The sequence below is a fragment of the Kitasatospora arboriphila genome, from assembly GCF_039528095.1.
Taxonomy (GTDB): domain Bacteria; phylum Actinomycetota; class Actinomycetes; order Streptomycetales; family Streptomycetaceae; genus Kitasatospora; species Kitasatospora arboriphila.
Genome location: NZ_BAAALD010000054.1, coordinates 1 through 25,335, shown reverse-complemented (window position 1 = coordinate 25,335; position 25,335 = coordinate 1). Strand labels below are relative to the sequence as shown.

Annotated in this window: 21 protein-coding genes and 1 tRNA gene; 4 read left to right on the top strand and 18 right to left on the bottom strand. The window is 73.4% G+C overall.

The window, feature by feature from the left end; translation table 11 throughout:
- Window positions 1-3: 3 nt before the first annotated feature.
- From prmC to ABD353_RS24885, 11 genes are all read right to left on the bottom strand, one after another.
- On the bottom strand, window positions 4-870 hold the full coding sequence (gene prmC / locus ABD353_RS24935; RefSeq protein WP_344625901.1) for a peptide chain release factor N(5)-glutamine methyltransferase: 867 nt from the start codon (window positions 868-870) through the stop codon (window positions 4-6).
- 40 nt (window positions 871-910) lie between these two features.
- Complete coding sequence (gene prfA, locus ABD353_RS24930; protein ID WP_344625900.1) at window positions 911-1,987, bottom strand: peptide chain release factor 1; 1,077 nt, start codon at window positions 1,985-1,987, stop codon at window positions 911-913.
- Window positions 1,988-2,133: 146 nt separating this feature from the next.
- Window positions 2,134-2,358 (bottom strand): 50S ribosomal protein L31, encoded by a 225-nt coding sequence (rpmE, locus tag ABD353_RS24925; RefSeq protein WP_030268015.1) that lies wholly within the window; start codon window positions 2,356-2,358, stop codon window positions 2,134-2,136.
- Window positions 2,359-2,479: 121 nt separating this feature from the next.
- The gene (locus ABD353_RS24920) at window positions 2,480-3,613 is read right to left on the bottom strand and encodes an LCP family glycopolymer transferase (RefSeq protein ID WP_344625899.1); all 1,134 of its coding nucleotides are present in this window, start codon (window positions 3,611-3,613) and stop codon (window positions 2,480-2,482) included.
- A 171-nt stretch (window positions 3,614-3,784) separates the two neighbouring features.
- A complete protein-coding gene (gene rho, locus ABD353_RS24915; protein WP_344625898.1) occupies window positions 3,785-5,872 on the bottom strand; it encodes a transcription termination factor Rho in 2,088 nt (695 codons plus the stop codon).
- Between the two features lie 560 nt (window positions 5,873-6,432).
- Complete coding sequence (gene thrB / locus ABD353_RS24910) at window positions 6,433-7,350, bottom strand: homoserine kinase (RefSeq protein WP_344625897.1); 918 nt, start codon at window positions 7,348-7,350, stop codon at window positions 6,433-6,435.
- 332 nt (window positions 7,351-7,682) lie between these two features.
- Window positions 7,683-8,783, bottom strand: a complete 1,101-nt coding sequence (thrC, locus tag ABD353_RS24905; RefSeq protein ID WP_344625896.1) for a threonine synthase — start codon at window positions 8,781-8,783, stop codon at window positions 7,683-7,685.
- Between the two features lie 5 nt (window positions 8,784-8,788).
- Entirely contained in the window at window positions 8,789-10,081 is a 1,293-nt protein-coding gene (locus ABD353_RS24900) for a homoserine dehydrogenase (protein ID WP_344625895.1), read from the bottom strand.
- A gap of 129 nt (window positions 10,082-10,210) precedes the next feature.
- Window positions 10,211-11,605 (bottom strand): diaminopimelate decarboxylase, encoded by a 1,395-nt coding sequence (gene lysA, locus ABD353_RS24895; protein ID WP_344625894.1) that lies wholly within the window; start codon window positions 11,603-11,605, stop codon window positions 10,211-10,213.
- 89 nt (window positions 11,606-11,694) lie between these two features.
- A complete protein-coding gene (gene argS, locus ABD353_RS24890) occupies window positions 11,695-13,356 on the bottom strand; it encodes an arginine--tRNA ligase (RefSeq protein ID WP_344625893.1) in 1,662 nt (553 codons plus the stop codon).
- A gap of 82 nt (window positions 13,357-13,438) precedes the next feature.
- Window positions 13,439-13,924 (bottom strand): response regulator, encoded by a 486-nt coding sequence (locus ABD353_RS24885; protein ID WP_344625892.1) that lies wholly within the window; start codon window positions 13,922-13,924, stop codon window positions 13,439-13,441.
- A 153-nt stretch (window positions 13,925-14,077) separates the two neighbouring features.
- Between ABD353_RS24885 and ABD353_RS24880 the strand changes: the two genes are divergently transcribed.
- A tRNA-Arg gene (locus ABD353_RS24880) sits at window positions 14,078-14,149 on the top strand.
- A 173-nt stretch (window positions 14,150-14,322) separates the two neighbouring features.
- Complete coding sequence (locus ABD353_RS24875; RefSeq protein WP_344625891.1) at window positions 14,323-14,874, top strand: SRPBCC family protein; 552 nt, start codon at window positions 14,323-14,325, stop codon at window positions 14,872-14,874.
- Window positions 14,875-14,908: 34 nt separating this feature from the next.
- Here ABD353_RS24875 and ABD353_RS24870 read toward each other — a convergent pair whose 3' ends face one another.
- Window positions 14,909-16,078 (bottom strand): low temperature requirement protein A, encoded by a 1,170-nt coding sequence (locus ABD353_RS24870; protein ID WP_344625890.1) that lies wholly within the window; start codon window positions 16,076-16,078, stop codon window positions 14,909-14,911.
- Between the two features lie 109 nt (window positions 16,079-16,187).
- Window positions 16,188-16,973, bottom strand: a complete 786-nt coding sequence (locus tag ABD353_RS24865) for a GntR family transcriptional regulator (protein ID WP_344625889.1) — start codon at window positions 16,971-16,973, stop codon at window positions 16,188-16,190.
- Window positions 16,974-17,101: 128 nt separating this feature from the next.
- Here ABD353_RS24865 and ABD353_RS24860 point away from each other — a divergent pair, with 128 nt between their 5' ends.
- The gene (locus tag ABD353_RS24860; RefSeq protein ID WP_344625888.1) at window positions 17,102-17,695 is read left to right on the top strand and encodes an ATP-binding protein; all 594 of its coding nucleotides are present in this window, start codon (window positions 17,102-17,104) and stop codon (window positions 17,693-17,695) included.
- Here ABD353_RS24860 and ABD353_RS24855 read toward each other — a convergent pair.
- The 3 genes from ABD353_RS24855 to ABD353_RS24845 all read right to left on the bottom strand — a co-directional run bounded on the left by ABD353_RS24855 (window position 17,665) and on the right by ABD353_RS24845 (window position 22,051).
- Window positions 17,665-18,477 carry a trypsin-like serine peptidase gene (locus ABD353_RS24855; protein ID WP_344625887.1) on the bottom strand — a complete coding sequence of 271 codons (813 nt, stop codon included), beginning with the start codon at window positions 18,475-18,477 and terminating at the stop codon, window positions 17,665-17,667. The two genes, ABD353_RS24860 and ABD353_RS24855, sit on opposite strands and share 31 nt — an antisense overlap.
- 167 nt (window positions 18,478-18,644) lie before the next feature.
- Complete coding sequence (locus tag ABD353_RS24850) at window positions 18,645-20,159, bottom strand: MFS transporter (protein WP_344625886.1); 1,515 nt, start codon at window positions 20,157-20,159, stop codon at window positions 18,645-18,647.
- A 179-nt stretch (window positions 20,160-20,338) separates the two neighbouring features.
- On the bottom strand, window positions 20,339-22,051 hold the full coding sequence (locus ABD353_RS24845; protein WP_344625885.1) for a DUF885 domain-containing protein: 1,713 nt from the start codon (window positions 22,049-22,051) through the stop codon (window positions 20,339-20,341).
- 256 nt (window positions 22,052-22,307) lie between these two features.
- Here ABD353_RS24845 and ABD353_RS24840 point away from each other — a divergent pair, with 256 nt between their 5' ends.
- Window positions 22,308-23,105 carry a TetR/AcrR family transcriptional regulator gene (locus ABD353_RS24840; RefSeq protein WP_344625884.1) on the top strand — a complete coding sequence of 266 codons (798 nt, stop codon included), beginning with the start codon at window positions 22,308-22,310 and terminating at the stop codon, window positions 23,103-23,105.
- Between the two features lie 89 nt (window positions 23,106-23,194).
- Here the strand turns inward: ABD353_RS24840 and ABD353_RS24835 are convergent, their stop codons facing one another.
- Window positions 23,195-24,055, bottom strand: a complete 861-nt coding sequence (locus ABD353_RS24835; RefSeq protein WP_344625883.1) for a fumarylacetoacetate hydrolase family protein — start codon at window positions 24,053-24,055, stop codon at window positions 23,195-23,197.
- Between the two features lie 195 nt (window positions 24,056-24,250).
- Complete coding sequence (locus tag ABD353_RS24830; protein WP_344625928.1) at window positions 24,251-25,318, bottom strand: DUF6745 domain-containing protein; 1,068 nt, start codon at window positions 25,316-25,318, stop codon at window positions 24,251-24,253.
- Window positions 25,319-25,335 lie beyond the last annotated feature (17 nt).

Below are 25,335 nucleotides of genomic sequence, written 5' to 3'. Positions count from 1 at the left end.
AAGTCACAGGGCGGCGCGGCGGGCGGTGGTGAAGCGCGGCCGGCCGTTGAGGTCGCGGTGGTCGGCGGCGTCCGTCCACCCGCCCTCCTCGTTGAAGATCCAGGGCACCTGGCCGCCCTGGGTGTCGGCGTGCTCGATGACCACCGCGCCGCCGGGGCGCAGCAGCCGGGCGGCGACCCGTTCGATGCCGCGGATGGTGTCGAGGCCGTCCTCGCCGGAGAACAGCGACATCTGCGGGTCGTGGTCACGGGCCTCGGGCGCGACGTACTCCCACTCGGTGAGCGGGATGTACGGCGGGTTGCTGATGACCAGGTCGAAGCGGCCGTCCCAGGAGCGGTCGTCCTCGAAGGCACGGGTGGCGTCGCCCTCGTGCAGGTGGACCCGGGCCCGGTCGGGGCTGGTCGCGACGTTGCGCCGGGTGTAGGCGAGCGCGCCCTCGTCCAGCTCGAAGGCGTGCACGGTGGAGCGGGGCAGTTCCTGAGCGAGGGCGAGGGCGATGGCGCCCGAGCCGGTGCAGAGGTCGACGACGAGCGGCTCGGCGACGTCCATGTCGCGGACGGCGTCTATGGCCCACTCGACGACCGTCTCGGTCTCCGGCCGGGGCACGAAGACGCCCGGGCCGACCTCCAGCTCCAGGTAGCGGAAGAAGGCGTGCCCGGTGATGTGCTGCAGCGGTTCACGGGCCTCGCGGCGGGAGACCGCCTCCCAGTACCGGGCGTCGAAGTCGCCGTCGGGCACGGTGTGCAGCTGGCTGCGCTTGACGCCGTGGACGTGCGCGGCGAGCTCCTCCGCGTCGAAGCGCGGCGACGGCACACCGGCCGCGGCCAACCGCTGGGTGGCCTGCGCCACCTCGGCGAGCAGCAGGTTCATCCGACCACACCTCTGACTTCTCGGGCGCCCGGCCCGGTTCTCAGTTCTCCTGGGCGGCGGCCAGCTTGGCTGCCGCGTCGGCGTCCACGCAGGACTGGATCACCGCGTTCAGGTCGCCGTCCAGCACCTGGTCCAGGTTGTAGGACTTGAAGCCGGTGCGGTGGTCGGAGATGCGGTTCTCCGGGAAGTTGTACGTCCGGATGCGCTCGGAGCGGTCGACGGTGCGGACCTGGCTGCGGCGGGCGTCGGAGGCCTCCCGCTCGGCCTCCTCCTGGGCCGCCGCCAGCAGGCGCGAGCGCAGGATGCGCATCGCCTGCTCCTTGTTCTGCAGCTGGCTCTTCTCGTTCTGGCAGGAGGCAACGATACCGGTCGGCAGGTGGGTGATCCGGACGGCCGAGTCGGTGGTGTTGACGGACTGGCCGCCGGGGCCGGACGAGCGGTAGACGTCGATCCGCAGGTCGTTCGCGTGGATCTCGACCTCGACCTCCTCGGCCTCCGGGGTGACGAGCACGCCGGCGGCGGAGGTGTGGATGCGGCCCTGCGACTCGGTGGCCGGGACGCGCTGCACGCGGTGCACGCCGCCCTCGTACTTCAGCCGGGCCCAGACGCCCTGGCCGGGCTCGGCGCCGCCCTTGGTCTTCACGGCGACGGAGACGTCCTTGTAGCCGCCGAGGTCGGACTCGTTGGAGTCGATGATCTCGGTCTTCCAGCCGACCCGCTCCGCGAAGCGCAGGTACATCCGGAGCAGGTCGCCGGCGAAGAGCGCCGACTCCTCGCCGCCCTCGCCCGCCTTGACCTCCAGGATGACGTCCTTGTCGTCATTGGGGTCGCGTGGGACGAGCAGCAGCCGCAGCTCCTCGGTCAGCTCCTCGCGGCGGGCCTCGGCGGCCTTCGCCTCGGCGAGGAACTCCGGGTCCTCGGCGGCGAGCTCGCGGGCCGCCTCGATGTCCTCGCCGGTCTGCTTCCAGGCGCGGTAGGTACGGGTGATCGGGGTCAGCTCCGCGTAGCGCTTGGCCAGCTTGCGGGCGTTCGCCTGGTCGGCGTGGACGGACGGATCGGCCAGCCTCGTCTCGAGGTCGGCGTGCTCGACGAGGAGCTCTTCGACTGCCTCGAACATGGGGTGGGCCTACTTCCGTGGGTACCGGTGGGGCGAGAGGGGTGGTCCGGCCGCCGAGCGGCGGCGCGGACCGGGGAGATGCGAACGGCGCCGGCCCGACGCCCCCGCGGATGCGCGGGGACGCCGAGACCGGCGCCGTGGAAGCGCTAGGCCTTGCCGCCGCTGAGCTTCTTGCCGAAGCGGGCCTCGAAGCGGGCCACGCGGCCACCGGTGTCCATGATCTTCTGCTTGCCGGTGTAGAACGGGTGGCACGCCGAGCAGACCTCGGCGCGGATCTCGCCGCTGGTCTCGGTCGAGCGGGTGGTGAACTCGTTACCGCAGGTGCAGGTCACCTTGGTCACGACGTACTCGGGGTGAACGTTGGCCTTCAAGGGTCTCTCCTAGGTTTCGGGAGGGCACCGGGTCGGCGGCAGGCAGCCGCGCGTGAACCGGGACCGACGGACCAGTGTGCCAGCACCGGCCGCCTCTTCCCAAACCGGGAGGCGGCCCGGACTATTCCCGGCCCGCCGCACCGACCGGACTGCGGGTCGCGCCGCCCGGGGTGCGGGTGGCGGTGCCCGTGGAGGGGCTGGGGGTGCTGTCGGCGGGGTTGGACGGCTGGATGCTCACCACCGACTGCGGGACGGCCCCGTCTGCCTGCAGGGCGGCCCACAGCTGGCCGGCCTGGGGGGTGCGCGGCACGACCCGGTTCGGGTCGCTGGGGGCGGACACCACCGGCAGCGTCACCATGGTCATCTGGTCCGGGCCGATGCCCTTGAGGGTGTTGGCGAGGCCGACCAGGGCGCTGACCGAGGCGAGCTCGGAGTCGGTGGTCATCGACTTGGTGAGCTTGTCGGCGATCGACCACAGGTGCGCCGGGTTGGAGGTGAGCCCGAGCGCGCCGATCTGCTTCATGATCGACTTCACCATCTGCTGCTGCAGCTCGATCCGGCCGAGGTCGCTGCCGTTGCCGACGCCGTGCCGGGTGCGGACGAAGGCCAGCGCCTGGGTGCCGCTGAGGTGGTGGTTGCCGGCCGCCAGGTGCAGTCCGCTGTCCTGGTCGGAGATGTCGACCGTGGTGGTGACGTCCACCCCGCCGATGGCGTCGATCAGGCCCGCGAACCCGGCGAAGTCCACCTCGACGAAGTGGTCCATCCGCATCCCGGTCAGCTGCTCGGTGGTCTTCACCGCGCAGGCCGGTCCGCCGACCTCGTACGCGGAGTTGAACATCGCGCTGCGCAGGGCCGGGGTGCTGGTGCCGTCCGGGGCGGTGCAGGCCGGCCGGGCGACCAGGGTGTCGCGCGGGATGCTGATCACCGAGGCGGTGGTGTGCTCGCGGTTGACGTGGACGACCATCGCGGTGTCCGAGCGTGCGGTGTCGCCGACCGCTCCGCCGGCCAGCGAGTGGTTGGCGCCCGCCCGGGAGTCCGAGCCGAGCAGCAGGATGTTGAAGGCGCCGCCCACCGAGGCGGGCGGACGGCCGGGGCCGAGCTGGGTGTCGATGTCGACGCTGCGGATGTTGCCGTTGAGCTTCCAGTACGCGTAGCCGGCCGCACCCGCACCCACCAGCAGCAGCCCGATCGCGGTGAACACCGCGATGCGCAGCACCTTGCGGCGTCTGCTCCGGGGCTCTCGCTGATCGGACATCCCCTCCCCTTTCTGCTCGAACGGGGTTTTTCGAGCATAAGGGAATCCCGTCTCCGCCGATCGGCGGGGACGGGAGGGCCGCCCCGGGGCACGACGGCGCCGGGTGCACGCAAAGGGCGAGGCCCCCACCGCGGGTGCGGTGCGGGGCCTCGCCCTGCGGAACGAGCCGGGTCAGTCGCCGGAACCGGGGGTGGTCTTGGCGATCTGCATCAGGAACTCGGCGTTGCTCTTGGTCTGCTTCATCTTGTCCAGGAGCAGCTCGATGGCCTGCTGCGAGTCGAGCGCGTGCAGCACCCGGCGGAGCTTCCAGACGATCGCCAGCTCCTCGTTGCCGAGCAGGATCTCCTCCTTGCGGGTGGAGGACGCGTCGACGTCCACCGCGGGGAAGATCCGCTTGTCGGAGAGCTTGCGGTCGAGCTTGAGCTCCATGTTGCCGGTGCCCTTGAACTCCTCGAAGACCACCTCGTCGGCGCGGGAGCCGGTCTCCACCAGGGCGGTGGCGAGGATGGTCAGCGAGCCGCCGTTCTCGATGTTGCGCGCGGCACCGAAGAACTTCTTCGGCGGGTAGAGCGCGGTCGAGTCGACACCACCGGACAGGATGCGGCCGGAGGCCGGCGCCGCCAGGTTGTAGGCGCGGCCGAGGCGGGTGATCGAGTCGAGCAGGATCACCACGTCGTGGCCCAGCTCCACCAGGCGCTTGGCCCGCTCGATGGCGAGCTCGGCGACGGTGGTGTGGTCCTCGGCCGGACGGTCGAAGGTCGAGGAGATGACCTCGCCCTTCACCGACCGCTGCATGTCGGTGACCTCTTCCGGACGCTCGTCGACGAGGACGACCATCAGGTGGCACTCGGGGTTGTTGTGGGTGATCGCGTTGGCGATCGCCTGCATGATCATCGTCTTGCCGGTCTTCGGCGGGGCGACGATCAGACCGCGCTGGCCCTTGCCGATCGGCGACACGAGGTCGATGATCCGGGTCGTCAGCACACCCGGGTCGGTCTCCAGGCGCAGCCGCTCCTGCGGGTACAGCGGGGTCAGCTTGCCGAACTCGGGGCGGTTGCGGGCACCGTCCGGGTCCATGCCGTTGACCGAGTCGAGGCGGACCATCGCGTTGAACTTCTCGCGGCGCTCGCCGTCGCGGGGCTGGCGCACCGCACCGGTGATGGCGTCGCCCTTGCGCAGGCCGTGCTTGCGCACCTGGGCGAGCGAGACGTAGACGTCGTTCTGCCCCGGCAGGTAGCCGGAGGTACGGACGAACGCGTAGTTGTCGAGGATGTCGAGGATGCCCGCGACCGGGATGAGGACGTCGTCCTCGCCGATCTGCGGCTCGGGGGTGCCGCCCTCGAAGCCCTCGCGGCGGCCGCGGCCACGGCGGTCGCGGTAGCGGCCGCGACGACCCCGGCGGCCGTCGCCGAACTCGTCGTCGTCGTAGCCGCCGGCCTGCTGCCCGGCGGGCTGGCCCTGGCGGCCGGCCTGGCTGTCCTGCTGGGTGCCGGCCTGCTGCTGGCCCTGGCCGGGCTGGCGCTCGGCCCGGTCGCGGTCGCGGCGGTTGCGGCGGTCGCGGCGGGACTCGCGGCCCTCGGCGTCCTGGCCCTCGGCGGCGGCCTCGGTGCGCTCGCCGCCCTCGCGGCGGTCGCGCCGGTCACGGCGGTCGCGGCGCTCGGTGCGGGTCTCGCCCTCGGCGGGGCGCTGCTCGGCGGTGCGGGTCTCGGCCTTGGCCTCGGCGACCACGGTGCCGGCCTGCTCGGCGGCGGCCGCGGCGGCGGCCGGGCCGGCGGCCGAGGTGGCACGGCGGCGGGTGCGCTCGGTACGGGCCGGCGCGGCCTCGGCGGCGGCCTGGACGGGGATCTCGATCTGGGCCTGCGGCTGCTCCGCGGGGGCGGCGGCAGCGGCGGCGGTGGCACGGGTGCGGCGGGCCGGCTTCTCCTCGGCGGCCGGGGCGGCGGGCGCCTCCTCGGCGGGGGCGGCGGCAGCGGCCTTGGCGGTGGTGCGCTTGGCGGCCGGAGCGGGCGCGGCGCCGCCGGCGAGCAGCGGGTCGCCGCCGCTCTTCTCCTTGATGGCCTCGATGAGCTGGCTCTTGCGCATCCGTCCGGTACCGCTGATACCGAGGCCCGTGGCGAGCTTCTGCAGCTCGGCGAGGACCAGGCCGTCGAGGCCTGCGGCGGCGCTGCGACGGCGCCTGGCCGGGGCCGCGGGGGCGGCGGCTGCGTCCGACGCATCTGCGTCCGGGCGCGCGCCCATCAGATCGGTGGTGTCGCTCACTAAGGGTCCTTCCCTGGAGCGGACGTCGGCCTGTCTGGCTCGGCGACCGGTTGTGCTGTCCTGACCAACGCCGAATCACGCTGGTCCGAGGCGGTCGTCCCCCCGAAAGGACCAGCCGATCGGGTGGACGCTGCGAAAGTGCGGTGCACTGTGGTGCGAAGTGGCGCGGTGGGCCGGTTCTCGTGCCGGCCTCGCTGCCTGTTTGGTTCCCGGGCCCCCGTCGCGTGGCGGTACCTCGGGCTCCGCCCGCCCGTGCCTCAGTGCGGAGGCCGCGGGTGGGAGTCAGGTGCCGTCACGGCTTCGGGATGCGCCTCAGTCGCGCAGGCAGGCTGCGTACGCGCTGTGGTGGGCTCCCGGAAAATCGTGGTCCCGTCCTTCCGGACCCTGCAGGTGCGGACGGTGCCAACCTGAAGGGGCGGGATCGGGACGCGGCGCACCGAACCCCGGAGGATGTCTGGTGCAGCAATGAGGTTAACACTACCGACCCCCTGACACATTCCCCAGCCCTGTTGTTGTCAATCGTTTCCGTTCCCGCGGGTGTGGCCGCGTTCGGTGTCGGCTCAGACGTCGAGCGGCAGCACGCACGCACCGGCACGGTCCAACTCCAGCCGGTGGGCGGCGAACCCGGGCCCGGCGAGGCCGAGCACCTTCTCCGCCGAGGCCTCGTCGGTGAGTGCCAGCACGGTCGGGCCCGCTCCGGAGATCACGGCCGGGACGCCGTGCGCGCGCAGGGCGGCCACCAGGGCGGCGCTGTCGGGCATCGCCGAGGCGCGGTAGTCCTGGTGGAGGCGGTCCTCGGTGGCGGTGAGCAGCAGCTCGGGACGGCGGGTGAGGGCCTCGACCAGCAGCGCGGCACGGCCGGCGTTGACGGCGGCGTCGGCCAGCGGGACGGTCTTGGGCAGCAGGCCGCGGGCGGTCTCGGTGAGCACCTCGGTGGCGGGCACGAAGACCACCGGGACGACCTGGTCGGACGGGTCGAGCACGATGGTGCGGGCGCCGTCCTCGGCCGTCCAGGCGACGGTGAAGTTGCCGCGCAGGCAGGCGGCCACGTTGTCGGGGTGGCCCTCCAGCTCGGAGGCGAGGGCGAGCAGCGCGTCGTCGTCGAGCGCGTGCGCGCCGCCGATGGTGACGGCGCGGGCGGCGACGATGCCGGCGCAGATGGCGGCGGAGGACGAGCCGAGGCCGCGGCCGTGCGGTATGCGGTTGGCGCAGACCACCTCCAGGCCGCGGGGCTGGCCGCCGAGGCGGTCGAAGGCGGCCCGCATGGCGCGGACGACCAGGTGGCGCTCGTCGCGCGGCAGGCTGTCGCTGCCCTCGCCGGCGATGTCGACCGAGAGGCCGGAGTCGGCGACGCGGACGACCAGGTCGTCGTAGAGACCCAGGGCGAGTCCGAAGGCGTCGAAGCCGGGGCCGAGGTTGGCGCTGGTCGCGGGGACCCGGACCCGGACGGCGGCGGCACGGAACGCAGGACCGGCCATGCGGTGGACTCTCCTGGGGAGTGAGGGCTGCCCGACGGGGGTGGGGCCAGCGGTGGTACGGCGGCGGGGGACCCGCATTGCAGGGACACCCGGCGGGTGCGGGAATGTGCGCACCTATGCGCGTCCCGACGGAACCAGCCTATCGAAGACAGGTTCCACAGCGGTACACCCTGCTCGGCACCGATCTGCCGTGTTGCCGTTTGTGGCCGGATTCGATGCGGAAATGGGTCGGGAAATCGGCGCGGAATCAACACGTACGTGTCATCGCGGGACGGCCGCGGGCCGACCCCCGAAAGGGTCGGCCCGGGGCACGCGGTGCGGCTGAACCGCCGTCAGTCGAGCAGTCCGAGGCGGAGCGCGGCGGCCTCGGCGTCGACCGGGACGATCTCCGGGCGCTGCGGGGCGCCGGCCACCGCCCAGTCCGGGTCCTTGAGGCCGTTGCCGGTGACGGTGCAGACGATCCGCTGGCCGGGGTCGACCAGGCCGGCCTCGGCCTTGGCCAGCAGGCCGGCCACGCCGGAGGCCGAGGAGGGCTCCACGAAGACGCCCTCCTTGGAGGCCAAGAGCCGGTAGGCGGACAGGATCTGACGGTCGGTCACCTTGTCGATGAGGCCGCCGGAGTCGTCGCGCGCGGCGATCGCGTACTCCCACGAGGCCGGGTTGCCGATCCGGATCGCGGTGGCGATGGTCTGCGGCGAGCGGACGGGGGCGCCGTCGACGATCGGGGCCGAACCCGCCGCCTGGAAGCCCCACATGCGCGGGGTGCGGGTGGCCAGGCCGTCCGCGGCGTACTCCCGGTACCCCTTCCAGTACGCGGTGATGTTGCCCGCGTTGCCGACCGGCAGGACGTGGATGTCCGGGGCGTCGCCGAGCATGTCGACGATCTCGAAGGCGGCGGTCTTCTGGCCCTCGATGCGCACCGGGTTCACCGAATTCACCAGCGCCACCGGGTACTTCTCGGACAGCTCGCGGGCAAGCGTGAGGCAGTCGTCGAAGTTGCCGTCCACCTGCAGGATCTGGGCGCCGTGGATGATGGCCTGGCCCATCTTGCCGAGGGCGATCTTGCCCTGCGGCACGAGCACCGCCGGCACCATCCCGGCCCGCACCGCGTAGGCGGCGGCGGAGGCCGAGGTGTTGCCGGTGGAGGCGCAGATGACGGCCTGGGCGCCGTCCTCCTTCGCCTTGGAGATGGCCATCGTCATGCCGCGGTCCTTGAAGGACCCGGTGGGGTTGGCGCCCTCGACCTTGAGGTACACCTCGCAGCCGGTGCGCTCGGAGAGCACCCGGGCGGGGACGAGGGGCGTGCCGCCCTCCAGCAGGGTCACCACGGGCGTGGCCGCGGTGACCGGCAGCCGGTCGCGGTACTCCTCGATCAGGCCGCGCCACTGGTGGGTGCGGGCGCCGCTCACTCTGCTCTCGGCGATGGCGTTCATGTCGATTACTCCCCTTCGACCCGCATGATGCTGGCCACGTCGCGCACGCTGTCCAGCGCGCGGAGCTTGTCGACCGTCGCCGACAGCGCGGCGTCGGTGGCGCGGTGGGTGACCACGACGAGCGAGGCGTCGCCGTCGCGGCCCTGCTGGCGCACGGTGTCGATGGAGACCCCGTGCTCGGCGAAGACGGACGCGACCTGGGCGAGCACGCCCGCGCGGTCGTCGACGTCCAGGCTGACGTGGTAGCGGGTGACGACCTCGTCCATCGGCTTGGCCGGCAGCTTGGTGTACACCGAGTCGCCCGGACCGGTGGCGCCGGCCAGCTTGTTGCGGCAGACGGCGACCAGGTCGCCGAGGACGGCGGAGGCGGTCGGCGAGCCGCCGGCACCCGGGCCGTAGAACATCAGCCGGCCGGCCGCCTCGGACTCCACGAACACCGCGTTGTACGCCTCGCGGACGGAGGCCAGCGGGTGCGTCAGCGGGATCATCGCGGGGTGGACCCGGGCGGTCACCGACTCGCCGTCCGCGGCACGCTCGCAGATCGCCAGCAGCTTGACCACGCAGCCCATCTGCTTCGCCGAGGCGATGTCCGCGGCGGTCACCTCGGTGATGCCCTCGCGGTAGACCTCGGCGGCGGTCACCCGGGTGTGGAAGGCGATGCCGGCCAGGATCGCGGCCTTGGCGGCGGCGTCGAAGCCCTCGACGTCGGCGGTCGGGTCCGCCTCCGCGTAGCCCAGCGCGGTGGCCTCCTCCAGCGCCTCGGAGTACCCGGCGCCGGTGGTGTCCATCTTGTCGAGGATGAAGTTGGTGGTGCCGTTGACGATGCCCAGCACCCGGTTGACCTTGTCGCCGGCCAGCGACTCGCGCAGCGGGCGGATCAGCGGGATCGCACCGGCCACCGCGGCCTCGTAGTACAGGTCGACACCGGCCGCGGCGGCCTTCTCGTGCAGTTCGGCGCCGTCCTGGGCGAGCAGCGCCTTGTTGGCGGAGACCACCGAGGCGCCGTTGGCGAACGCCGAGAGGATGTGCTGTTTGGACGGCTCGATGCCGCCGACCACCTCGACCACCACGTCGATGTCGCCGCGGTTGACCAGGGCCTCCGCGTCGGTGGTGATCAGGTGCTCGGGCACCCCGGGGCGCGGGCGGCCGGCCCGGCGCACGGCGATCCCGGCGAGTTCGACCGGAGCGCCGATCCGCGCGGCGAGGTCGTCGGCCGTCGTCGTCATGATGCGCGCCACCTCGGAGCCCACCACACCACAGCCCAGCAACGCCACCTTCAGCGGGCGCGTACGCATCATCCGACTCCGCTCTGCATTCTCGGTCTCCGCCGGGCAATTCCCCGTGCCCGACGGTATTCGGTCTCTACCAGTCTCCGGGACTTTCCGCACGGATCTACGGCCGGTCCATGATCTGAGACAAGGATTTCGTCAGCCGATATCCAGACGCAGGAGATCCTCCTCCGTCTCGCGCCTGACGATCACCCGGGCCGCACCGTCCTGGACGGCGACCACGGGAGGCTTGAGGGCGTGGTTGTAATTGCTGGCCATCGACCGGCAGTACGCGCCGGTGGCCGGCACCGCGATCAGGTCCCCGGCGGCCAGGTCGGCCGGCAGGAAGGCGTCGCGGACCACGATGTCGCCGGACTCGCAGTGCTTGCCCACCACGCGGACCAGCATCGGCTCGGCGTCGCTGGTGCGGGAGACCAGGGCGACGGAGTACTCGGCGTCGTACAGCGCGGTGCGGATGTTGTCTGACATGCCGCCGTCCACGCTGACGTAGGTGCGCAGGCCGTCCAGCGGCTTCACCGTGCCGACCTCGTACAGGGTGAAGGCGGTCGGGCCGACGATCGCGCGGCCCGGCTCCACCGAGAGCCGCGGTGCGGCCAGGTCGGCGGCGGAGCACTCGCGGCGGACGATCTCCGCCAGCGAGGCGGCGATCTCGGCGGGCTCCCGCGGGTCGTCCTCGCTGGTGTACGCGATGCCGAGGCCGCCGCCGAGGTCGATCTCCGGCAGCTCGATGCCGTGCTCGTCGCGGATCTGCGCCAGCAGGCCGACCACCCGGCGGGCCGCCACCTCGAAGCCCGCGGTGTCGAAGATCTGCGAGCCGATGTGCGAGTGGATGCCGCGCAGCTCCAGGGCCGCCGGGTGGGCGAGCACCCGGCGGACGGCCTCGGCCGCGGCGCCGCCGTTCAGCGACAGCCCGAACTTCTGGTCCTCGTGCGCGGTGGCAATGAACTCGTGGGTGTGCGCCTCGACGCCGACCGTGATCCGGATCAGCACCTTCTGGCGGACGCCCTGCCGCTCGGCGACCGCCGCCAGCCGCTCGATCTCCTCGTAGGAGTCGACGACGACGTGGCCGACCCCGGCCTTCACCGCCTGCTCCAGCTCGTGCACCGACTTGTTGTTGCCGTGCAGCGCCAGGCGCTCCCCCGGCATGCCGGCGGCCAGCGCCACGGCCAGTTCGCCGCCGCTGCACACGTCGAGGTTGAGGCCCTCCTCGTGCAGCCAGCGGACGACCGCCTTGGAGAGGAACGCCTTGCCGGCGTAATAGACGTCCGCGTCCGTGCCGAACGCGTCCCGCCAGGCGCGGGCCCGGGCCCGGAAGTCCGCCTCGTCCATCAGGTAGGCGGGGGTGCCGAACTCGGCCGCCAGCGCCTTCACGTCGAGGCCGCCGACGGTCACCACGCCGTTCCCGTCGCGGGTGACGGTCTTCGACCACACCTTCGGGTCGAGCGCGTTCAGGTCGCTCGGCGGGGCGAGGTAGTGGCCCTCGGGCAGCACGTCGCCGTGGCGGGGGCCTGCGGGGTGGGCGGAGCGGCTCATCTGTGGCTACTTCCTTGGCTTATGGCGAGGGGCGGCGCACGGTCTCCTTCGACCGTCCGCCGCCCCCGTCGTGCGCATGGGGGTCGTGCTTACATCCGCTCGGGGGCGGAGACGCCGAGCAGCGTCAGGCCGTTGGCGAGCACCGTTCGCGTCGCCTCGACCAGCCAGAGGCGCGCACGGTGCGTGTCCGTGAGCTCCTCGTCGCCCTTCGGCAGGAACATGCAGTTCTCGTACAGGCGGTGGTATTTGCCCGCGAGGTCCTCCAGGTAGCGCGCGACCCGGTGGGGCTCGCGCAGCTCGCCGGCCGTGGCGATGACGCGCGGGAACTCGCCCAGCGCGCCGAGCATGTCGTTCTCCCACTGGGTGGAGAGCAGCTCCGGCTTGAAGTCCTCGGCCGCACCCTTGTCGACGCCGAGCTCGGCGGCCTTGCGCGCGACGCCGCACATCCGGGTGTGCGCGTACTGCACGTAGAAGACCGGGTTCTCGTTCGACTGGCTGGTGACCAGGTCGATGTCGATGGTGATGGTGGAGTCGGTGGAGGAACGCGCCAGCATGTACCGCGCCGCGTCCACGCCGATCCAGTCGACGACGTCGTCGATGGTGATGATGTTGCCGGCGCGCTTGGAGAGGCGGACCTCCTGGCCGTCGCGCAGCATCTTCACGAACTGGCCGATGCGGACCTCGATGTTGCGGTCCATGTCGTCGCCGGCGCAGGCCGCGATGGCCTTGAGCCGGTTGACGTAGCCGTGGTGGTCGGCGCCGAGCATGTAGACGGAGACCTCGGAACCGCGGTCCCGCTTGCTCAGGTAGTAGGCGGCGTCGGCGGCGAAGTAGGTGGTCTCGCCGTCGGCCTTGATCAGGACGCGGTCCTTGTCGTCGCCGAAGTCCGTGGTGCGCAGCCAGATGGCGCCGTCCCGGTCGAAGACGTGGCCCTGCTCGCGCAGCCGGTCGATGGCCTGCTCGACGGCGCCCGAGTCGTGCAGCGACTTCTCCGAGAACCAGGTGTCGAAGTGCACCCCGAACTCTTCCATCGACCGCTTGATCTCGGCGACCATCAGCGTGAGGCCCTCGGCCCGGAAGACCCGGAGCTGCTCGTCCTCGGGCAGGTCGAGCACGCCCGGCACGCCGTCGGTGATCGCCTTGGCGATGTCGGCGATGTACTCGCCGACGTAGCCGTCCTCGGGGACGGGCTTGCCGTTGGCGACGGCCTGCAGCGACCGCGCGAACTTGGTGATCTGCACGCCGGCGTCGTTGAGGTAGTACTCGGTGGTGACGTCGGCACCGGTGGCGCGCAGCACGCGGGCCAGCGAGTCGCCGACGGCCGCCCAGCGGACGCCGCCGATGTGGATCGGGCCGGTCGGGTTGGCCGACACGAACTCCAGGTTGATCGTCAGGCCCTTGAGGGCCTCGTTCCGGCCGTACGCCTGGCCGGCCTCGACCACCGTGCGGGCCAGCAGGCCCTGGGTGGCGGCGTCGAGGGTGATGTTCAGGAAGCCCGGACCGGCGATGTCGACCTTCGCGACGCCGGTGGTCTCTCGCAGGCGGGCGGCCAGCAGGTCCGCGACGGCTCGCGGCGGCATGCCTGCCGGCTTCGCGAGCTGGAGGGCCACGTTGGTGGCGTAGTCACCGTGGTCCCTGTTCTTGGGCCGCTCGACCGTCACGTGCTCGGGCACGGCGACGGCCAGCTCGCCCGCCTCGACGGCGGCGCTCACTGCGGCCTGGACTGCCTGGGAAAGCTCTGCGGGTGTCACGACGCCAAGCGTAGGCGAGACGGGGTGTCCGTCCGCCACCCGGTTTACCCGTTGAGACGCGTTGCACCAGGGAGCGGGACCGTCAAGGGCGATCTGTTCGCCGAGAGCGGAATGCGGCGGAGGGCTCCGGGCGCTCGCCGCCGCCGCCGAAGGCGTATCCGGACGGGCCGCCCCCGCCGTCCCCCGCCGCCGGGTCCTGCCGCAGCAGCCGGCGCACCAGGGCGACCAGGTCCGCCGGGTCGAAGGGCTTCGCGAGGTAGCCGTCCACGCCCACCGACTCCCCGCGGTCGAGATCGGCCGGCGTGCAGGCGCTGACGATCGCGATGGGCAGCGCCCGGGTCTCGGCGGAGGCGCGCAGCCGGGCGGCGGTCTTCAGGCCGTCGAGCCGCGGCATCACCACGTCCAGCGTCACCACGTCGGGGCGCACCCGGCGGACGACCTCCAGGCACTCGGCGCCGTCGGCAGCGGTGACCACCTCGAAGCCCTCGAGCTCGAGGTTCACTCTGATCAGCTGGCGGATCACCTCGCTGTCGTCCACCACGAGGACCCGCCCGGACGTTCCCGGCACATCACCGAGGGTAGCCGCGCGCCCACCCCCGCGTCCGGCCTTTCCCCACTTCCGCCCTCCGGGCCGCGGCCGCGCCGCCCCGCGAAACCCGTGCACGGATCACCCGTCGGGCCTGGTAGTGTTCTCCACGTCGCAGCAAGCGACGGCCGAAAGGCCCCCGTAGCTCAGGGGATAGAGCACCGCCCTCCGGAGGCGGGTGCGTAGGTTCGAATCCTACCGGGGGCACTTCACCGCAGGTGTCACGAAGGGGCGGGGGCCCCCGGGCCCGGGTCCACTGGACCCGGGCCTTCGTCGTGTCCGCGGGCTTCGCGCCGGACGGCGGCCCCCGGGCTGAGTGTCCGTCAGCCGCTCGGGGAGACTGGGCCGCGCACTCTGGTTCGCACGGCGGAGGAGACGGCATGCGGTACGCGGACGGGCCCACGGCGCAGGGCGGGATCCTGGTCGGGGCGGCGCCCCCGCGGGTCTGGGAGCTGGTGACCGACATCGGGCTGCCCGCCCGGCTCAGCCCCGAACTGCACCGGGTCGAATGGCTCGGCGGCGCCGTCGCACCCGCGGTGGGTGCGCGCTTCGCGGGCTTCAACCGGCACCCCGTGGCGGGCGAATGGCGGACGGTCTCGCAGATCGTCGAGTTCGACGCCGAGCGGGTCTTCGGCTGGGCCGTCCTGGACGCGGACGGCCGGTTCGGCGATCCCGCGGACGACCTCGCGGACCGGATGGCCACCTGGCGCTTCGAGCTGTCGCCGCAGGCGGACGGCACCCTCGTCCGGCAGTCCGTGCGGATCGGGCCCGGCCGCTCCGGGGTCAGCCCGTGGATCGAGCGCATGCCGGAGCGGGAGGAGGAACTGGTCGCCCGCCGGCTCGACGAACTCCGCACCGGCATCGGGGCCACCCTCGCCGGGATCAAGGCGCTCGCCGAGCGCGGCCCGGAGGCCGACCGGCCCGGCGGTTGACGCGGCACCTGCGGGTGCGGGCCGCGGCGCGCGGTCAGGCCGGGCGGGTGCGGTGGGTGCGGTGCTTGACGAGGAGGGTGAGGGCGAGGACCTCGGCGGCGCCGCAGAGGACGGCGGCCCAGGCGGGGAGCAGCAGGACGCCGGGGACGAGCAGGACGGCCGTGAGGACGAGGCAGGGGACGTACCAGCCGAGGACGGACCGGGTCGGCTCGCCGTAGCGCAGGGCGATCGCCGCGTTGGTGGTGTAGAAGCCGAGCACGCCGCCGCAGAGCGCCCAGTCGGCGCCGGACGGCAGGTGGTGGGTGGGTTCCGCGACGGCGGTGCCGAGGGCGGCGGCGAGCAGGGTGATCGCGGCGACCAGGAAGTACGGCAGGTACATCACGGTGTCGCGGATGATCCGGTGCGCCCGGTCGGCCTGGGCGCGGCCGAGGCCGCGGGCCGCGACGGTCGTGCCCCAGACGAAGAAGACCGCCGCGAGCTCGGCGACCAGCAGGAAGGCGGCGAGGGCGGCGGCGCCGGAGGCGGCGGTGAGGTGGTCGGCGAAGGTCGCGACGACGGTGAAGACGCTCTCGCCGAGGACGATCACCACGAACAGGGTGATCCGCTCGACCAGGTGCTCGATCGACAGCTGGGCGTACAGCGCGGTGCCGTACTCGCTGCGGATCGCGAGCAGGGCGATCTCCAGGGCGATGGCGATCCCCCAGAGGGCGAACCGCCAGCCGTCCGGGAGCAGGGCGGAGACCGTCCACAGCGCGGCCGGGACGAGGCAGTAGGTCACCGGGCGCCAGAGCGGCAGTGCGGTCTCCCGGCGCAGGGCGGGACGCAGCCAGACCAGGAAGCAGACCACCCGCACCCAGGCGGCGCCGAGGGCGTAGAGCCAGGCGTGTCCGCCGAGGCCCTCGGGGGCGGCGGCGGCCATCACGCCGAGGCCGGGCATGGCGGCGATCAGCATGGGCTGGCTGAGCGCGCGGTCGATGTCCCGGCCGGAGATGTTGACGGTGGCCATCAGGTTGACCCAGGCCCACCAGGCCGGGAAGAAGAGCACCAGGAACCTGCCGAACTCGGCGCCGCCCGGGTCGCCGTGCAGGCCGCGGGCCAGGATCGCCACGGTCACCACGAAGACCAGGTCGAAGAAGAGCTCGAACCAGTCCGCCCGGCGCTCCTCGGGCCCGGCTGCGGCCGGCGCGCTGTCGGCGGCGGTCACGGTGTGCGGCACCTCCCGTTGTCCCGGTGCCGGGAGTGTACGGGGCAACCGGCGCACGCGAGCCGGAACGCGCCCCCGGCGCGCGTGAGGCAGGCGGGAATGCCCCGGATCAGCGGAGGACGTCACTCTCCGGGGTGATCTCGGCGGGCACGCCGATCTCGTAGACCAGCCGGCTGCGCTCGGCCGCGAGGACGATGTCGGCGGTCTCCACGGGCAGGCTTCCGGCCCAGTGGGTGCGCTCGATCGAGAGCACGGTGGAGCCCAGCGCCACGTCCAGCGGGCCGGACTCGGCCTCCAGCACCGGGCGGGCGGTGACGTCCTCGGTGACCCGGGTGACGGTCAGTCCGATCCGGGCCATCCGCTCGACCACACCGAGCCCGGCCAGCGGTCCGTACTCGGGCCGGGCGGCCGCGGTGCCGCCGGTCAGTGCGAGCGGCTCCCAGCTGGTGGAGAGCTGCGCGGGCCGGTCGGCGGCGAGGAAGACGTACTGGGTCTGCATGATCGGGTCGCCCTCGGCGATCCGCAGCCGCAGGGCGAGTGCGCCGGTGGCCCAGGTCTTCTGGGAGTCGTGCGTCCAGTGCGGGACGCCGCCGGGTCCGGGGTCGCGGGACGCCCCGGCGAAGGGGCTGCCGGCCGCGTCGTAGCGCCCGCGGGGGATCCGGGCGGGCGCCGGACGGCGGCGGACGTAGGTGCCGGAGCCGGGGCGGCCCTCGGTCAGGCCCTCGGCGTTGAGCACCCGGAGCGCCTGCCGGACGGGCTGTTCGGAGAGTCCGTGCTGGCGGCAGAGGTCGGCGATGCTGGGCATCCGCCCACCCGGCTGGTGCTCGCCGGAGAGGATCCGCGAGCGCAGCAGGTCGGCCAGTCGCAGATAGGCCGGTCGCCCCAACTCGCCCACGTCAACCCCCGTCTCACGGATCCTCGGATCAGCTTGACAACGCCGTACGCGAGCTTTCAAGCTCGCATTCGAGGTTGACGATGCGTGGTCGGCCGGTTGCGGAGTGTCCGTCGGAGGGGTGCAGCAGCATGATGTGGATCGCCCGGTTCCCCGGTGTGCCCGAGTCCGTGCGCGCGGCGCGGCGGATGGTCCGCGAGGCGCTCGGCCCGTCGGCCGGGGCCGAGGACGCGGCGCTGGTCGTGTCCGAGCTGGTGACCAACGCGGTCGTGCACAGCCGGTCCGGCGCGGGCGGCGTGCTGTGGGTGGAGGTCCGGCGCCGGCACGGGACGGTCCGGGTGTCGGTCACCGACGGCGGCACGGCGGACGGCCCCGCGCCGCACGGCCCGCTGCACCCGCTCCCGCACCGGCCGCCGGTCGACGCGGGCGACTTCGGCCGGGGGCTGCGGATCGTCGACGCGCTGGCGGCGCGCTGGGGGTCGGTCGGCGAGGCGGCCGACGGGCGGCGCACCGTCTGGGCCGAACTGGCACCCGCCCGGGGCGGGGGCCCGCCGGAGCGGACCGCCGGCCCCGCCGACCCCGCCGACCCTGCGGCCCCCGCCAGGCCGGCGGACGACGCCCCCGTACCGGAGGCGGAGCCGCCGTCCGTCCCGCCGCAGCGCTGCCGGCTGTGCGGCACGCCGCGGCCGCCGCGTCAGGGTGCCGCGGTGACGGCCTGGCGGTAGAGGGTGGTCATGGTGTGGTCGAAGTACGAGCTGTAGGAGGTGTCGTCGGTGTCGCCGCCCTCCTGGTAGCCGCCGATGACGCCGACGACCTCGCCGGTGCGGGTGCTGATCCAGGGCCCGCCGCTGGTGCCGCCGGGGTAGCCGGGGCAGTCGATGCGGCGCTGGGTGGTGGACTGCCGGGTGGTGGTGTCGGTGCACAGCAGCGGGGCCTCGGTGCGGGCCGGGTAGCCGTAGAGGCGGACCTGCGAGGTGAAGGTGTCGTCCAGCCCGAGGGCGTTGCCGCCGACGACGTCCTCGATCCGGTGGCCGTCGGAGGCCGGGGCGACCCGGAGGATCGCGTAGTCGGCGTCCTCGTCGCGGTCCTGCGTCCAGGCGTCGGGGGCGTAGATCGCGGCGACCTTCCAGCTGCCGTACGGGGTGCTGCCGTCGCGGTACGCGGGGACGAAGCTCAGGCCGTCGGTGCTGCCGACGCAGTGGGCCGCGGTGAGGACGAGGTCGCGGGTCGGGCTCTGCAGCACGCTGGCGGAGCAGAAGTGGTGGCCCGGCCCGACGGTGCCGCTGAACAGGGCGCCGACCCGGGCGGCCGACGGGTCGGCGGGGGCGGTGGCGGTGGTGCCGAGGACGGGGGCGGCGTCGAGGACGGCGGTGGCGGCGGGCGAGGCGGTGGCGGGCGAGCTGCCGAGGACGTGGGCGGCGGCGAGCAGTCCCGCCGTGGCGAGGGCCGCCGCCGGGGTGGCGAGCAGCGACCGGAGCCGGGGGCGGGACGTGCGGGGGCTGCTCATCGGCGAACTCCTCCTGGCCGGGGGTGTCGGCTCCACTCTGGGCCGCCGGGCTGTGAAGCGGGTGATCCGAAGGTGGGAAAGCGGTGAGAGATCCGTACACGATCCCGCCCCGGCCCCGGAGGAGTCCAGGGCCGGGGCGGCGTGTCGCCGGGCCGGGGAGGTGCGGTTCAGCGCGGTTCGGCGGCGGGGCGGGCGGTGGCCTGGGCCGGTTCGGCCGCGGTGCTCCCGGCCTCGCCGGGCGCCGGTTTGTGGTCGATCATCAGGAAGGCGATGACCGCGGCGACCAGCAGGATGCCCATGGCGACGGTGGTGGCGATCGCGTAGCCGTGCACCTGGCCCTGTTTGAGGACGAGCGGATCGGCCGCGTTGCGGGTGGCCAGCCAGGTCGCGGTGGCGCTGGCCGCGATGGTGTTGAGCAGCGCCACGCCGATCGAACCGCCGACCTGCTGGGCGCTGTTGATGATGGCCGAGGCCGCGCCGGTCTCGTTCGGCGCGACGCCGAGGGTGGCCAGGCTCAGCGAGGGCATGAAGACCAGGCCCATGCCGAAGCCGAGCAGCAGTTCGGCGGGCAGCACCATGGTCGCGTAGGGGCTGTCGACCTTCATCTGGGTCAGCCAGGCCATGCCGCCCGCGCCGAGCAGCAGGCCGGGGACGACGAGCGCCCGCGAGGGCACCCGGGTCATCAGGTTGGCCGCGATGCCGGTGGCGCTGATGACGATGGCCGCGGTCATCGGCAGGAAGGAGACGCCCGCCATGACCGGCGAGAAGCCCTTGACCACCTGCATGTAGTAGGTGAGGAAGAGGAACAGGCCGAACATGCCGATCACGGCGAGGCCGACGGCGATGGCGCCGCCGCCGCGGTTGCGGTCGGAGACGATGTGCAGCGGCAGCAGCGGGTGGTCGGTGCGGCGCTCGAAGAGGACGAAGACGAAGAGCAGCGCGACACCGACGCACAGCGAGGTCAGCACCAGCCAGTCGACCCAGCCGCGGGAGACGGCCTCGGAGGTGCCGAACACGATCAGCAGCAGGCCGCCGCAGCCGAGGAAGGCGCCGGGCAGGTCCAGCCTGACGCGGTGGCCCTTGGCGACGTGGTCGCGCTTCAGCAGGGCGTACGCGGCGAGGGCGGCGCCGATGGCGATCGGGATGTTGACGAACAGGCACCAGCGCCAGTTCAGGTACTCGGTGAGCAGGCCGCCCATGATCAGGCCGATCGCGGCGCCGCCGCCGGCGAGTGCGCCGAAGACGCCGAAGGCGGTGGCGCGTTCCTTCGCGTCGGTGAAGGTCGTGGAGAGCAGCGACAGCGCGGAGGGTGCGAGGAGCGCGCCGAAGGCGCCCTGCAGGGCACGCGCACCGAACAGCATCCAGGGTTCGGTGGCGAATCCGCCGATGGCGGAGGCCAGCGCGAAGCCCAGCAGGCCGATCAGGAAGGTGCGTTTGCGGCCGAAGAGGTCGCCGATCCGGCCGCCGAGGAGCAGCAGGCCGCCGAAGGCCAGGGTGTAGGCCGTGATGACCCACTGCCGGTTGCCGTCGGATATGCCCAGGTCCTTCTGGGCGGAGGGCAGGGCGATGTTCACGATCGTCGCGTCGAGGACGATCATCAGCTGGGCGATGGCGATGACTGCCAGGGCCCACCAGCGACGGGGGTCGACCGCCTGCTCGTCCTGTGCGTGCTGGAGGGACACCGTGGGCCGCCTTCCGGAGGGGATGGTGGGAAGGGCGCACGCAGCGCTCCTCCCAGGGAATCTCTCGGGATGGCGAGGGGCAAGGTTTTTTGTCAGTAAATGTCTGAATTAGGACTAAAGTCCTAAACATCTCACCGTCCTCCGGCCGACCCCCGGGCGCGGGGATCCGGCGGCGGCGGTCAGAGCGCGGACAGCTCCGCGACCAGGTCGTCGAGGCCGAGCGAGCCCTGCGACAGCGCGGCCATGTGCCAGGCCTTGAGGTCGAACTCCTCGCCGCGGGCCTCGGCGGCGGACCGGGCGGCGGCGCGACCGGTCAGCCAGGCGCGCTCGCCCAGCTTGTAGCCGATGGCCTGGCCGGGCATGCCGAGGTAGCGGACCAGCTCGCTGTCCAGGAACTCGGCGGACAGGCCGCAGTACTGGCCGAAGAACTCCCGGGCGTCGTCGGGCAGCATCGCCTCGCCCGGCTTGAACGGGGAGTCCGCCGGGAAGTCCAGGCCGGCGTGCATGCCGATGTCGACGATGACCCGCAGCACCCGCATCATCTGCGCGTTGAGGTAGCCGAGCCGGTGGCCGGGGTCGGTGAGGTAGCCGAGCTCGTCCATCAGGCGCTCCGCGTACAGCGCCCAGCCCTCCAGGTTGGCGCTGACGCTGCCGAGGGTGACCTGGTAGGTCGAGAGCCGGTCGGCGAGGTACGTCCACTGCGCGAGCTGCAGGTGGTGGCCGGGGACGCCCTCGTGGTACCAGGTCGAGACGAGGTCCCAGACCGGGAAGGACTCGCGGCCGAGGGTGGGCAGCCAGGTGCGGCCGGGACGGGAGAAGTCGAGCGAGGGCTGGGTGTAGTAGGGCGCTGCGGCACTGCCGACCGGGGCGAGCCGTGACTCGACCTTCAGCAGCGGCTCGGCGAGGTCGAAGTGGGTGCCCTGGAGGTCGGCGATGGCGCCGTCCATCAGGCCCTGCAGGTAGTCGCGGGCGTTCTCCTCGCCCTTGATCGCCGGGCCGTCGGTCTCCAGCCAGTGCATCGCCTCCATCGGGGTGGCACCGGGCAGCACCTTCTCGGCCTCGGCGCGCATCTGCGCGTCCAGGTCGTGGAACTGCTCCCAGGCCCAGGCGTACGCCTCGTCGAGGTCGAGGGCGGCGCCCGTCCAGTAGCGCACCCAGCGGGTGTAGCGCTCGCGGCCGACGGTGTCCGGGACGTCGGCGGCGGCCGGGCCGTAGACGTCGCGCAGCCAGTCGCGCAGGGCGGCGAGCGCGTCCGAGGCGGCGACGGCGGTGGCGGTCAGGCCCTCGCGCAGCGACTCGGGGGCGTCCTGCACGAACGCGCCGAACCAGCCGCCGGGGACCTCGCCCTCCAGCCACTCGCCGATCTGGCCGACCACCGTGGTGACCTGGCGGGGGCCGGAGAGCAGGCCGCGCTCGACGCCCTCGGCGAGGGTGGCGCGGTACTGGTCGAGCGCGGCCGGCACCCGGGCGAGACGGCGGCCGATCAGCTCCCACTCCTGCTCGGTGCCGGTCGGCATGAGGGTGAACACCTCGCGCACGTCGTGCACCGGCGAGCCGAGGTTGCGCACCGCGCGGTACTCCTCGCCCGCTTCGTGCAGGGCGAGTTCGGCGGTGAGGCGCTCGCGGAGCAGACGGGCGCAGCGCCGCTCCGCCTCGTCGTCGGCGGTGCCGGCGGCCTCGGCGGCGTCGAGTTCGGTGAGGGTGGAGCGGGCGAGGTCGGCGAGCGCCGCGCGTCCGGCCGGTGAGAGGTCGGTGATGCGGTCGTCGTCCGGGTTGAGGCCGAGGTACACCGCGGTCAGCGGGTCGAGGTCGGCGAGGGCGTGGACGTAGGCGTCGGCGATACGGCGCGGGGTGGGGCCGTCGACAGCGGGGGTGATCGGTTCTTGGACCATTCGGCCATCCTGTCGCAGCATTCGGCGATTTCAAGACCCTTTCGGTACGGGCTCGCACGATTGACGGAGGGTCCGGCCCGCCCGGGGTGGACGCCGCGGCGCAACGGGTCACCGGGTGTGCGCGGGCCTGCGCCGAGGGTGCCGGGGCACGGCCGCGGCCCCGGCGCGGTCCCGGTGCGGCCCCGGTGCGGCGAGGTGCGGAAACGGGCGGTGCGGGCGCTCCCCCGCGGCGGGCCGAAGCCCTAGGCTGGCGGCCATGGCAGCCAGACCAGCGAGTTCTCCCGCCGCTCCCGACGCTCCCGACGACGCGTCGACGGAGGAGCGGCCGCGCCGCGCCGCGTACCGCCGGCTGTCGGTCGAGCAGCGCCGGGAGCAGCTGATCGCGGTGGCGTTGGAGCTGTTCAGCTCGCGGCCGCCCGAGGAGGTCGGCCTGGACGACGTGGCGCAGGCCGCCGGCGCCTCCCGCCCCCTGGTCTACCGCTACTTCGCCGGCGGCAAGCAGCAGTTGTACGAGGCGGCGCTGCGCAGCGCCGCCGAGGAGCTGAGCCGCCGGTTCACGGTGCACGGCGGGGGTTCGCCGACCGAGCAGCTGTCGAGCGTGCTGGACGCGTACTTCGACTTCGTGGCCGAGCACGCGGCGGGCTACGGCGCGCTGCTGCGCGGCGGTTCGGTGGTGGAGACGGCGCGGACCTCGGCGATCGTCGACGAGGTGCGGCGGGTGGCGCTGAGGCGCACGCTGCGGCACCTGGGGGTGCGCTCGCCTGGGCCGCGGATGACCCTGCTGGTGCGGTCGTGGATCTCCGTGGTGGAGGCGTCGGCGCTCAGCTGGCTGGACGAGGGCCGACAGATCCCGAAGGAGTCGCTGCGGGACTGGCTGGTGGACGAGTTCGTCGCGATGAGCGCCGCGACGGCGGCGCACGACCGGCAGGCGGCCCGGATGCTGGCCGGGGTGCTGGCGCTGGAGCCTCCGGACGGGCCCGCGGCCGCGCTGGTGGCGCGGCTGCGGGCGCTCCTGCCGGCGCAGCCGGGCGCACCGGACCGGGGCAGGACCTGAGGGCGTCTCTTGAACGGCGTACGGACGGCCGGCCCCGGGGCGCGTGGGGGCACCTGAATCGATCTCCCGAGCGCCCCCGGAAACAACTCCTACGCACTGCCGAGGAGTTGGCGTTGGCGGCCGAGGTCGCCGACTTCGAGTTCGACGATGTCGCCGGGGCGCAGGAAGGACGCGCCGGGGTGGCCGAGGGTGACGCCGGCCGGGGTGCCGGTGACGACGACGTCGCCGGGCTCCAGCACCATGAAGCGGCTGAGGTAGCGGACGGTCTCCAGCACCGGGAAGATCATGTCGGCGGTGCTGCCGTCCTGCCGGAGGGCGCCGTTGACCCAGAGCCTGAGCGGGAGCCGCTGCGGGTCGCCGACCTCGTCGGCGGTGACCAGCCAGGGCCCGAGCGGGGTGAAGGTCTCGGCGGACTTGCCCTTGTCCCACTGGCCGCCGCGCTCGTGCTGGAAGGCGCGTTCGGTGACGTCGTTGGCGGTGGTGTAGCCCGCGACGACGGCCGCCGCCTCGGCGTCGCTCTCCAGGTAGCGGGCGGTGCGGCCGATCACCACGGCGAGTTCGGCCTCGTAGTCGGTCTTCTCGGCGCCGCGCGGGATGAGCACGGTGTCGTTGGGCCCGACCACGGTGTTGCTGGGCTTGAGGAAGACGACCGGTTCGGCGGGGATCGCGGCGCCGGCCTCGGCCGCGTGGTCGCGGTAGTTGAGGCCGATGCCGACCACCTTGCCGGGGCGGGCGACGGGGGCGCCGATCCGCAGGCCGTCGAGGTCGATCCGGGGCAGCGCGCCGGAGGCCGCCTCGGCGGCCAGTGCGGCGGTGGCCGCCCGGTCGAGGCCGGCGAGGAAGGCGCCGTCGATGTCGCGGGTGCGCCCGGAGAGGTCGTACGCGGTGCCGTCGGGGCCGAGGACCGCGGGACGCTCGGCGCCCGCGGGGCCGACTCGGAGGAGCTTCACTGGCCGTCACCACCTGGTTCGTCGCATGTCGACGGGAGCTCACACACCTCACCGCCCTATGCATCCGAGGTATATCAAGGGCCTTGACCTGCGAACCAGTGGGTGGCCTTCGGCGAATTCCTATCAATTCACACAATCGCGGGAGGGTCGGAATCGGGCGGCCGTACGGTTGACAAGCACCGCCCGGCCCACCGGTCAGGTCTCGCGCTCCGGCCGGTACTCCTCCTCCGGCACCCCGAAGGTCCAGGCGACGCCGGCCCGGGCGGTGCGGGTCGACGGCGGCACGCGCAGCCAGTAGGTGCGGAAGCTGCCGTCCGGCTCCGCGGTGGAGTTGACCACCTCGACCATCACCACCGGCTCGTCGTCCGGCAGGACGATCCGCCAGAGCACGCCGGTCTCGTCGCGGTGCAGCGGCTCGGCGCCGGACTCCGCGAGGTACCGGTCGTAGCCGTAGTGCTCCAGCATCACCCGGCGCAGCTCGGCGTTCTCCTCCGCGCGGATCCGCTCCGGGGTGAGGCCGCCGAGGCCGTCCAGGAAGTCCGCCGGTACCGGCATGCCGCGCCAGGCGTGCAGGGCGGTGCCGTCCGCCCAGGCGAGGGCCGGGCCGTCGGCGCGGTCGAGCCGGCCGGCCTCGTCCCGGTGCAGTTCGGTGGGCCGCTCGGCGATCAGCGCGACCTGCTCGTACGGCCACCACCAGCCGGTCTGCCGGGCGGCGTCGGCGAGCGGGGCGAGCGCCGGCCCGTCGAGTTCGCCGGCGGCGTCGAAGGCGGCCAGCCAGGGCGCGTCGTGCTGGCCGAGGACGGCGTCGAGCAGCGCGACCCGGACGGCCGCGCGGGCGGCCCGCGCCCGGCTGCGGACCTCGGTGTCATCGTCCGGACCGGCCTCCGGGGCGAGCCCGTCCAGGACGGCGCCGCGGATCCGACCGGCCAGGGCCTGGTTCTGCGTCCACAGTTCGCCGCCGGTGAGCGCCCACAGCTCGGCCCAGCCGGGGGCGCCGAGCCGGGTGTGCACCCGGGCGCGGGCCTGCTCCCAGGGATAGGTGCGGACCTCCTCGCGGACGCTGGCCGCGCCCTCGGCACGCAACGCGAGCGCGGCCCGGACGGCGGCGAGCGGGGAGTCGTACCAGCGCACCTCGTCGGGCTCGGGCCGGCCGGCCGCGCGGTACGCGGCGCGCACCGCCCGTTCGGCCGCGGCGCGGTCCGCCGAGGTGCGCTGGTACGACTCCCCGCTCGCCGCCGTCCGGGCCGCGCCCTCGGCACGCAACGCGAGCGCGGCCCGGA